Origin of the sequence: Micromonospora rosaria (genome assembly GCF_001567585.1) — a bacterium.
Lineage (GTDB): Bacteria > Actinomycetota > Actinomycetes > Mycobacteriales > Micromonosporaceae > Micromonospora > Micromonospora rosaria.
Genome location: NZ_LRQV01000196.1, coordinates 1 through 9,888, shown reverse-complemented (window position 1 = coordinate 9,888; position 9,888 = coordinate 1). Strand labels below are relative to the sequence as shown.

The window sequence follows — 9,888 nt, the reverse complement described above, 5'->3', positions numbered from 1 at the left end:
CGAGCACCTGCAACGCCGGGCGGAACGGGTCGCCGGAGCGGCCACCCCGGGGGGTACGCCGCTGCTGGCCGGTGCCGGCCTCGCGGATGCTCCGCCCCCGGGGGGTGTACGCACGGGCGTCGGAGATGCCACCGCCACCGGGGTCACCGGAGCGGGCCCCCGACGCACGGGACGAACCGCGCCGGGAGCCCGTGGCGTCCCGGCGCGGTTCCTCCTGCCTCGGTGGCACGGCGATCAGCCTCCGCTGCCCTGCTGGCTGGTGACCGACGGAGCGCCGTCGGCCGGCCGGGGCACGCCGATGATCTTGCCATCCGGCAGCCGGATGTACGCCGGCTCGGCGGACTCGACCAGGCCCAGCTTGCGGGCGTTGGCCTCCAGGCTGCCCGGCGCCTGCTGCTTGGCGATCTCCTTCTCCAGCTCCTGCTGGTCGAGGTCGAGCTTGGCCTGCTGCTGCTGGAGCTTCTCCAACCGGAACGCGTTCTCGTTGATCTTGGTGTTGACCACCAGGATGCCGAGCACCCCGCCGACGACCAGCACCACGATCAGGGCCGCGAAGGGCGCCCTCGGCACCGACACCGGCGGCGGCGGGGCGACCCGCAGCCGCGGCGTCCTGGCCGGCTCCGGCACGGCCCGCTCCGCCGGCCGCAGGGCGGCGTTGCCCTGGGTGGGGAACTCGCGCGCCCCCCGGGCGCGAGTGTCCGACCGGTCGACCCGCGGCGCCCCCGACGTCGATCCGACCTGCGTGGCCCGCTCCGCCGCGGTCCGGCCCCCCGACCGCGGTGCGCGCTGCCCGACGCCGGAGTCGTTCCGGCGGCCGTGCCTGTTGACGTTCATGCTCCCTCCCCCTCTTCGTCCGTCCCGTCCCGCACCGACCGCTGCGGATCCCGCCCGGATCCCGCGGCCGTCCCCGGTTGGTGCATGGCCTTCACCCGTCGGCGGTACCGTTCGCGGTCGGTCCGCCCGTGCTGTGCCTGCTCGGGGTCGATCCGTTCCGCGGCCCGCAACCGCACCGACGCGGCCCGCGGGTTCGCGGCGACCTCCTCCTCCCCGGGCAGCTCCGCGCCCCGGCTGAGCAGCCGGAACGTCGGACCTGACCCGGGCAGTTCGACCGGGAGGTCGATCGGGCCCGTGCTCCGGACCCGCTCGGCGAGCGCCTGCTTGGTGAGCCGGTCCTCCAGCGAGTGGTAGGACAGGACCACCAGGCGACCGCCCACGGTGAGCGTGTCGAGCGCGGCCGGCAACGCCGTCTCCAGCGCCGCCAGCTCTCTGTTTACCTCGATCCGTAAAGCCTGAAACGTTCTCTTTGCCGGGTGACCACCGGTTCGTCGGGCTGGTGCCGGGATCGACTCGCGGACCAGCTCGGCCAGCCGCGCCGACGAGGTGATCCGGACGCGTTCCCGTTCCCGGATGATCGCCGAGGCGATCCGCCCGGCGAACTTCTCCTCGCCGTAGACCCGCAGCACCCGGGCCAGGTCCGGGTGCGGGTAGGTGTTGACCACCTCCTCGGCGGTCACCCCCCGGGTCTGGTCCATCCGCATGTCCAGCGGCGCGTCCTGCGCGTAGGCGAACCCGCGGTCGGGCGCGTCGAGTTGCAGGGACGAGACCCCCAGGTCGAACAGGACCCCGTCGACCGCCGGGTAGCCCAGCCGGGCCAGCACCTCCGGCAGTTCGTCGTAGACGGCGTGCTCCAGGTGGATCCGGTCGGCGAACCGGGCCAGCCGGACCCGCGCGTGCGCGAGGGCCTCGGTGTCCCGGTCCAGGCCGATCAGGATGGTCTCCGGATGCGCCGCCAGCACCGCCTCGGCGTGCCCGGCCAGCCCCAGCGTCGCGTCGACGTGGACCGTCCGCCCGCCCCGGCCCAGCGCGGGGGCCAGCAACTCGAGACACCGCTCAAGCAGCACCGGCACGTGCGTGCCGCGTAGCTCCCCCATCTGGACCCCCACTGGTTGCACCGAATCGTGTGTCTCGCGTTCCGTACGTCGCAACGGCGCCTGCGTCGTACCGCCAGATCCCCATCCGCTTCCGCCGGCCCACACGGGTCGCGTCCCGCCTGGACCAGATCGTGCCCCTGGCACCGGGGAAGGGGTGCCAGGACCTCGAAGCGGCTGGAGATCTCGCAGTACGTCGTCGGGCGCCGCCACGCCCTACAGACCGCCGGGCAGCACCCCCTCCGAGATGTCGGCGAAGTCGTCCTCGCTCTCGGCGAGGTAGCTCTCCCACGCCGCCCGGTCCCAGATCTCCACCCGCGTGCTGGCGCCGATGACCACGAGATCGCGGTCGAGCGCGGCGTACCCCCGCAGGTGGGCCGGGATGGTGACGCGGCCCTGTTTGTCCGGGACCTCGTCGTGGGCGCTGGCGAAGAAGACCCGGCTGTAGGCACGGGCCGCCTTGTTCGTCATGGGTTGGGCGTGCAGTTGCTCCGCGATCCGCTGGAACTCGGGCATCGGGAAGACGTACAGACAGCGCTCCTGCCCTTTGGTAATCACGACACCCCCCGCCAGCTCGTCCCGGAACTTCGCCGGAAGGATCAACCGGCCCTTCTCGTCCAGGCGTGGGGTGTGGGTGCCGAGGAACATCGGCCCAACCCCCTCGCCCTGAGCGGCGTTCGCGGCGCCGCTGACCCCCCGGGCCGGTGGGCCCTCCCGGCCTCACCATCGGGCCCCACTCTACTCCACTTCCCTCCACCTGCAACCAGATTCGCCCGCGTGGCGCGTCGCCGTGGCCAGCAAAACCGCACGTCAGAACGGGTGGAGCGGAGTGGAGGGCCGGCGCGCCCCCAGCGGGGGCGTCCGCTTTCCGACATTGATCGACTCCATCCGGAGGAGCGGGCTCCGGTCGTCCGGCGGGTGCCGGTCGACCGGACGGATCGTCCTCGGCCGCGATCTGAGCGGGGCGCGGGTCCGGTAACCTCGCTCGCGTGACGGACGCGAAGATGCCCTTGCGGGCAAAGGTGGCCAGCTCCGTGTCGCGCACCGCCGCCGCGCTGTCGCGGGCGGCGGGGCGCGGCGACGGGTCGGTGATCGGCGGATGGATCGGTCTCAAGATCGACCCTGACCTGCTCGCCCACCTCTCGGCGGGACGGGCCATCGCGCTGATCTCCGGCACGAACGGCAAGACCACCACCACCCGGCTGGCCGCCGCCGCCGTCGGCGTCCTCGGTCGGGTCGCCACCAACTCGTTCGGCGCCAACATGCCCACCGGGCACACCTCGGCCCTGGCCAAGGCCGGCAGCACCCCGTACGCCGTGCTGGAGGTGGACGAGCACTACCTGGCCCAGGTGCTGGAGGCGACCGACCCCCACGTGGTGGCCCTGCTCAACCTCTCCCGCGACCAGCTCGACCGGGCCAAGGAGGTCGCCATGATGGCGCAGCTCTGGCGGTCCGCGCTGGTCAAGCACCCGGAGGTACGGGTGGTGGCCAACGCCGACGACCCGATGGTGGTCTGGGCGACCACCCCGCCGCCCCAGCACGACCCGCGGATCGCGCCGCCGCACGTCACCTGGTTCAGCGCCGGTCAGCGCTGGCACGACGACTCCTGGGTCTGCCCCGAGTGCGGCTCGACCATCCAGCGCTCCGGCGTGCAGTGGTGGTGCAGCGGCTGCCCGCTGCGCCGGCCCGAGCCGCAGTGGGTCGTCGAGGACGACGGGGTGCTCGACCCCACCGGCGCCTGGCACAAGGTCAAGCTCCAGCTCCCCGGCAAGGTGAACATCGGCAACGCGGCCACCGCGCTCGCCGTCGCCGCCGAGTTCGGGGTCCGCCCGGTCGACGCGGTGCTGCAACTGGGCAGCGTCGCCTCGGTCGCCGGCCGGTACGCCCAGGTGGACCGGGACGGCCGCAACATCCGGCTGCTGCTGGCGAAGAACCCGGCGAGCTGGCTGGAGGCGTTCGACATGGCCGACCACGCCCCCACGCTGCTCTCCATCAACGCCCGCGACCCCGACGGGCTGGACACCTCCTGGCTGTTCGACGTGGACTTCGCGCCGCTGCGCGGCCGGCAGGTGCTGATCACCGGCGACCGGGCGTACGACCTGGCCGTCCGCCTGGACGTCAACGACGTGCCGTTCCAGCACGTCCAGACCTTCGGCGAGGCGGTCCGGGCGGTCCCGCCGGGACGCCTGGAGGTCATCGCCAACTACACCGCCTTCCAGGACATCCGAGCGGAGCTGGACCGTGTCAACTGAGAGCCTGCGTATCGTCTGGATCTACCCCGACCTGCTCTCCACCTACGGCGACCGGGGCAACCTGCTGATCCTGGCCCGGCGGGCCCGCCAGCGCGGGATGCCGGTGGAGACCCTGGAGGTCCGCTCCGACCAGCGGCTGCCCGCCACCGCCGACATCTACCTGATCGGCGGCGGCGAGGACGGCCCGCAGGCGCTCGGCGCGCAGCGGCTGCTCGCCGACGGCGGCCTGCACCGGGCCGTCGCCCAGGGCTCGGTGGTCTTCGGGGTCTGCGCCGGGTACCAGCTCCTCGGCACCTCGTTCTTCGCCAAGGGCACCCAGTACCGCGGCCTGGAGCTGCTGGACCTCGCCTCCGACCGGGGGCCCACCCGGGCCGTCGGCGAACTGGCCGGCGAGGTCGACCCCCGGCTGGGCATCCCGTACCTGACCGGTTTCGAGAACCACGGCGGGCGGACCCGGCTCGGCCCCGGGGTGGCCCCGCTGGCCCGGGTGAGCGCCGGGGTCGGCAACGACGGGCAGACCGAGGGGGCCTGGCGCGGCAAGCTGCTCGGCACCTACTCGCACGGCCCGGCGCTGGCCCGCAACCCCGCCCTGGCCGACCTGCTGCTGCGCTGGGCCACCGGGGTCCACCAGCTCCCGCCCCTGAACGACACCTGGCACGAGCGGCTCCGCTCCGAACGCCGCCACGCGGTGGCAGCCGCCGCCCGACCGTGACCCCGCAGGGCCGGGAGCCGCGCGGGCGGTTCCCGGCCGGGGCTGGCGCGGACGGGCCGACTTCGGCGGGTGCCGGTCGGCGGCGGCTGCCCGGCCCGACCGTGGTGCTCGCCGCGCTCCGGCGGCTGGCGGCCCAGCCGTCGGGTCGCCGGTTCCTCCTGCTGCTGGCGATGCTGGCCGGTTTCGGTCTGCTGCTGCTGGTGGTGCCGCTGCCCGCCCCGGGGGAACTGCCGGGGCTGGCCGAGCGGCTCGGCCCGTTCGCCCCGGTCGCCGCGATCGTCGGCGGGGCGCTGCTGCTGGTCGCCCTGGTCCCCCGGACCTTCGTCACGCTCGCCACCGGCGCGGTCTTCGGTCCGCTCACCGGAGCGCTGTACGCCCTCGGCGCGGCGCTGCTCGCCGCGGTGCTCGGCTTCGCGATCGGTCGCCTGCTGGGGCGGGAGTTCGTCGCCGAGCGGGTACGCGGCCGACTGGCCCGGCTCGACCGCTGGTTCGCCCGGCAGAGCGTGCTCGGCGTGATGACCGTCCGGCTGCTGCCGATCGCCGGCTTCGGGCTGGTCAGCTACGGGTACGGCACCACCGGCGCGCGGGTGCTGCCGTACCTGGTCGGTAGCGTCCTCGCCTCCGCGCCGACCGCCTTCGGCTACGCCGCGGTGGGCGCCTCGGTCACCACCCCCGGCGGGGTCGACTGGTACGCCGCCACGCCGGCCGCGCTGGGTCTGGTGGCCAGCGCGGTGCTGATCGCCCGCTGGTGGCGGGCCGAACGTGGCCGCGCCGCCGCCGACACCGAGGCCACCGCCCCTCCCTCCGGCCGTTGACGCGCACGAGGCACACCTGCCAGGAACAAATATGCCTGGCAGGTATGCGGCTCAGATGCGCTACGTCACCTCGACACCACGCCGCCGGCCGGTGAGGGCAGGGCGCTACCGCTCCTCCGGGCCGGTGACGCCGACCAGCCCGGCCTCGTAGGCGGCGATGACCAGATGCACCCGGTCCCGGGCGCCGAGCTTGCTGAACAGCCGGGCCACGTGCGCCTTCGCGGTGGCCACGCTGATCACGAGACGGTCGGCGATCTCGGTGTTGGACAGGCCCCGGCCGACCAGGGTGAGCACCTCCCGCTCCCGGTCGGTGACCCCGACCAGGGCCCGCGACCGGGGCGCCGGGGTCGGCCGGTGCGCGAACTCGGCGATGAGCCGACGGGTGACGGCCGGGGCGATCAACGCGTCCCCGGCGGCCACCACCCGGATCGCGGCGAGGATCTCCTCCAGCGCCATGTCCTTGACCAGGAAGCCGCTCGCCCCGGCGCGCAGCGCGCCGTGCACGTGCTCGTCGTCGTCGAACGTGGTGAGCACCAGGACGCGGGTGGGACCACCCGCCGTGGTGATCGCCCGGGTCGCCTGGATGCCGTCCGTGCCGGGCATCCGCAGGTCCATCAGCACCACGTCCGGCACCACCTCGCGGGTCAGCCGCACCGCCTCGGCCCCGGTGCCCGCCTCCCCGACCACCTCGAGGTCCGGCACGTCGGCGATGAGCACCCGCAGCCCGGCCCGGACCAGCGGCTGGTCGTCGACGAGCAGCACCCGGACGGTCACCGCGGCACCACCGCACCCGGCCGGCCGTCGGCCCCGGAGGCCGACGACACCGGACCGGCCTCCGGCACCGGCCCCGCCGTCGGCACCAGCCCTGCCGTCGGCACCGCACCGGCCATCGTCACCGGCAGGCGGGCCAGCACCCGGAAGCCGCCCTCCGGCCGGGGCCCGGCCCGGAAGTCACCACCGAGCGTCCGGACCCGTTCCCGCATGCCGAGCAGCCCGTGGCCGTCGCCCCCGATCGGTCCACCCCGACCGTCGTCGACGATCTCCACCGTGACCTCCTCCTCGCCGTGCTCGACGGTGACCCGGCAGGCGGGGACACCCGCGTGGCGTACCACGTTGGTGAGCGACTCCTGGACGATGCGGAACGCGGCGAGGTCGACCTCCGGCGGGAGCGCGGCGGTGTCCGCCCGAACCGGATCGCGGCCGTGCGGCTGTCGCGCCGCGCCGTACCGGCGCACCTCGACCCGGACCCCGGCGTCGGCCGCCGCCGCGACCAGGCGGTCCAGGTCCGCGAGGCCGGGCGTCGGGGCCAGGGGCGCCGACTCCCCGACACCACGGCGCAACGCGCCGAGGGTACGCCGCAGCTCGGCCAGGGTGTCCCGGCTGGTCGCCTCGATGGTGGCGAGGGCGGACCGGGCCTGCGCCGGTTGGGTGTCGATCACCCGGGCACCCACCCCGGCCTGGATGGCGATCACCCCGATGCTGTGCGCCACCAGGTCGTGCAGCTCACGGGCGATCCGCAGCCGTTCGACGGTGACCGCCTCGGCGGCGGCGTGCTCCCGCAGCACGGCCGCGTAGCGTCGGCGCGCCCGTACCGAGGTGCCGAGCGCCCAGGCGGTCGCGACCGCCAGTATGGTGAGCGCGGCCCGGTCCACCGGTTCGACCCCGCTGTTGACGAAGGCCGCCAGGACCTGCGTCACGAGCACCACGCCGGCGGCGGGGACGGACATCCGGCGGGCCCGGTTCGCGGCGACCACCCCGAGTGCGGCGTCGACGGCGAGGAACTGCATGGTGAAGACGTCGGCGAGGTACCCCTGGCTGCCGCCGTGCGTGGTCGCGCTGGTCAGCGTCGCGCCGAACAGCATCAGCCCCAACCCGGTCAGCGGGCGGCGACGTAGCACCGCCGCCGGCAGGGCCACGATCAGCACCGGCACCAGGTAACGCTCCGGCAGCCACCAGCCCACCACGCCGATCCCGCCGCCGCTGGTCGCCACGGTCGGTGCCAGCACCCAGAGCACCGGCAGGACGACCACCCCGGCACACACCAGCGCCGTCCGCACCACCCGCCGGGCGGTACGCGACCGGAGCAGGGCGGCGACGTCCACGAGCAGACGGTATCCAGCCGGGCGGCCCGCCGGCATCGGCCCCGGGGCGTACGCCCGGGGGCCAGTGCCCGGCGCGGCGGTGTGGCCGCCGGGCCGACGCCGGCCGCCCCGGTCTCCGGCAGCGTGGACACCATGATCGAGCTAACTGGTCTGACCAGGCGGTACGGGCGCACCACCGCCGTCGACGACCTGACCCTGACCGTCCATCCGGGCCACGTGACCGGCTTCCTCGGCCCGAACGGCGCCGGCAAGTCGACCACCCTGCGCATGGTCCTCGGGCTGACCACGCCGACCAGTGGCACCGCCACGGTCGGCGGCGTGCGGTTCCGGGACCTGCCCCGCGGGTTGCGGCACGCCGGCGCGCTGCTCGACGCCGGTGACGTGCACGGTGGGCGCAGCGCGCGGGCACACCTGGCGGCCCTGGCCCGGGGCAACGGCATCGGCGTCGCACGGGTCGACGAGGTGCTGGGGCAGGTCGGCCTCGACCGCGCCGCCACCCGCCGGATCGGCGGGTACTCGCTCGGCATGCGGCAACGGCTCGGCATCGCCGGCGCGCTGTTGGGTGACCCGCCCGTGCTCCTGTTCGACGAGCCGTTCAACGGCCTGGACCCGGAGGGCGTGCGCTGGGTACGGGGACTCTTCCGGCAGCTCGCCGCCGAGGGCCGTACCGTCTTCGTCTCCAGTCACCTGATGGGCGAGATGGAGCACTGTGCCGACCGGCTCGTCGTCATCGGCCGGGGTCGGCTCATCGCCGAGGAGTCCCTGGCCGAGTTCGCCGCCCGCGCCGGCCAGACCGAGGTCGTCGTGCGGACGCCCGACCCCACCGTCCTGGTGGCCGCGCTCACCACCGCCGGCGCGACCGTACGGTCGGTTGCCGACGACGCGCTCGCCGTGACCGGCGTGACCGGCGAGCGGATCGCCGACCTGGCCCTGGAGCTGCGGCTTCCGCTGTACCAGCTCACCACCCGCACCGCCTCGCTGGAGGAGGCCTTCATGGCGCTCACCGCCGCCGACGTCGAGTACGCCACCGGGGAGGACCGATGACCGCCGTGACCCCGTCCGCCACCGCGCCCGCGCGGACCGCGCACCCGCCGCGCCACCGCGATTTGCTCGCCGCCGAGTGGATCAAGCTCTGGTCGCTGCGCTCGACCTGGGGCGCCTTCGCCCTGCTCCTGCTCGCCATGGTGGGCCTCGCCGCGCACGCCGCGCTGGCCACCCACGCCGACTGGGCGCAGTGGTCGGCCGAACGGCGGGCGGTACGCTCCCCGCTCTGGGACGCCTTCCCGGCCGAGGCGCAGATGTTCGTCGTCCTCGCGGCCAGTGGCGTCGGCGCGGTCGCGATCGGCGGCGAGTACGCCTCCGGGCTGATGCGTACCACCTTCGCGGCCGTCCCCCGGAGACGCGCCGTCGCCGCCGCCAAGCTGACCGTGCTGACCGGCGTGCTGACCCTGCTGGGGGTGCTGGGCGCGGTGGCGGCGTTCGCGGTGTCGCAGGCGATCCTCGCCGACGTCGACGCGCACATGTCGGTCGGCGACCCGGGCGCGCTGCGCGGGATCGTCGCGACCGCGCTGTTGGTGCCGCTCAGCGCGCTCGTCGGCATGGCATTGGCCGCGCTGACCCGGCACACCGCGCCCGCGATCGTCAGCGCGGCGGTGGTGCTGCTCCTGCTGCCCACCGCCGTCGACGACGACGAACGGTGGAGCGCGCTGCTGCGGCACGCCATGCCGGTGGCGGCCTGGCAGCGGCTGGTCGAACCGGGGACCGCGCCGTGGCTCGACGGCCCCCACCCGGCCACCGTCGCCGGGGCCTGGACCGCGTACGCCGGCTGGGCGGCGGTGGCCGCCACGGTCACCGTGCTCGCCCTGCACCGCCGCAGCCCCACCTGACCCCGCCCGACCCACCGCCGGGACATCGACGGGCATAGCCATTTACGGAAATTTCCTTCATCCTGTACGGCAACAGCGTCAAGAAGCACCGAGGAGCTGTCCGTCGCGGCGCACGCGCGTCGCCGTACCCCGAAGGACCGGCATGCCCGACCAGCTTCCGCATCTCGACCGCCGCGCCCTGCTCCGGACCGGG

10 protein-coding genes and 1 pseudogene are annotated in these 9,888 nt (G+C 74.8%); 5 read left to right on the top strand and 6 right to left on the bottom strand.

Annotation, left to right across the window (positions count from 1 at the left end; genetic code table 11):
- The 4 genes and pseudogenes from AWW66_RS33165 to mraZ form a co-directional block, all read right to left on the bottom strand.
- A pseudogene (locus tag AWW66_RS33165) lies at positions 1–229 on the bottom strand (penicillin-binding protein 2); the annotation flags it as partial.
- 5 nt (positions 230–234) lie between these two features.
- On the bottom strand, positions 235–834 hold the full coding sequence (ftsL, locus tag AWW66_RS29910; RefSeq protein WP_067373458.1) for a cell division protein FtsL: 600 nt from the start codon (positions 832–834) through the stop codon (positions 235–237).
- Positions 831–1,931 (bottom strand): 16S rRNA (cytosine(1402)-N(4))-methyltransferase RsmH, encoded by a 1,101-nt coding sequence (gene rsmH / locus AWW66_RS29905; protein ID WP_067373468.1) that lies wholly within the window; start codon positions 1,929–1,931, stop codon positions 831–833. Before rsmH ends, ftsL begins: the two co-directional genes overlap by 4 nt.
- A 213-nt stretch (positions 1,932–2,144) precedes the next feature.
- The gene (gene mraZ, locus AWW66_RS29900; RefSeq protein WP_067373454.1) at positions 2,145–2,576 is read right to left on the bottom strand and encodes a division/cell wall cluster transcriptional repressor MraZ; all 432 of its coding nucleotides are present in this window, start codon (positions 2,574–2,576) and stop codon (positions 2,145–2,147) included.
- Between the two features lie 356 nt (positions 2,577–2,932).
- Here mraZ and AWW66_RS29895 point away from each other — a divergent pair, with 356 nt between their 5' ends.
- The 3 genes from AWW66_RS29895 to AWW66_RS29885 all read left to right on the top strand — a co-directional run bounded on the left by AWW66_RS29895 (position 2,933) and on the right by AWW66_RS29885 (position 5,707).
- On the top strand, positions 2,933–4,180 hold the full coding sequence (locus AWW66_RS29895; protein ID WP_067373451.1) for a MurT ligase domain-containing protein: 1,248 nt from the start codon (positions 2,933–2,935) through the stop codon (positions 4,178–4,180).
- On the top strand, positions 4,170–4,892 hold the full coding sequence (locus AWW66_RS29890) for a type 1 glutamine amidotransferase (protein ID WP_067373448.1): 723 nt from the start codon (positions 4,170–4,172) through the stop codon (positions 4,890–4,892). Before AWW66_RS29895 ends, AWW66_RS29890 begins: the two co-directional genes overlap by 11 nt.
- Before the next feature lie 170 nt (positions 4,893–5,062).
- Positions 5,063–5,707: a TVP38/TMEM64 family protein gene (locus tag AWW66_RS29885; protein WP_083979176.1), complete on the top strand. Its 645-nt coding sequence runs from the start codon at positions 5,063–5,065 to the stop codon at positions 5,705–5,707.
- Positions 5,708–5,812: 105 nt separating this feature from the next.
- Here AWW66_RS29885 and AWW66_RS29880 read toward each other — a convergent pair whose 3' ends face one another.
- Both AWW66_RS29880 and AWW66_RS29875 read right to left on the bottom strand, forming a co-directional pair.
- The gene (locus AWW66_RS29880; protein WP_067373445.1) at positions 5,813–6,481 is read right to left on the bottom strand and encodes a response regulator; all 669 of its coding nucleotides are present in this window, start codon (positions 6,479–6,481) and stop codon (positions 5,813–5,815) included.
- Positions 6,478–7,809: a sensor histidine kinase gene (locus AWW66_RS29875; RefSeq protein ID WP_067373442.1), complete on the bottom strand. Its 1,332-nt coding sequence runs from the start codon at positions 7,807–7,809 to the stop codon at positions 6,478–6,480. Before AWW66_RS29875 ends, AWW66_RS29880 begins: the two co-directional genes overlap by 4 nt.
- Positions 7,810–7,941: 132 nt before the next feature.
- On the opposite strand from AWW66_RS29875, the gene AWW66_RS29870 reads away from it, so the two are divergent.
- Positions 7,942–8,853: an ABC transporter ATP-binding protein gene (locus AWW66_RS29870; protein ID WP_067373462.1), complete on the top strand. Its 912-nt coding sequence runs from the start codon at positions 7,942–7,944 to the stop codon at positions 8,851–8,853.
- Complete coding sequence (locus AWW66_RS29865) at positions 8,850–9,695, top strand: ABC transporter permease (protein WP_067373440.1); 846 nt, start codon at positions 8,850–8,852, stop codon at positions 9,693–9,695. The genes AWW66_RS29870 and AWW66_RS29865 overlap by 4 nt, the downstream gene beginning before the upstream one ends.
- The last annotated feature ends 193 nt before the right edge of the window (positions 9,696–9,888 follow it).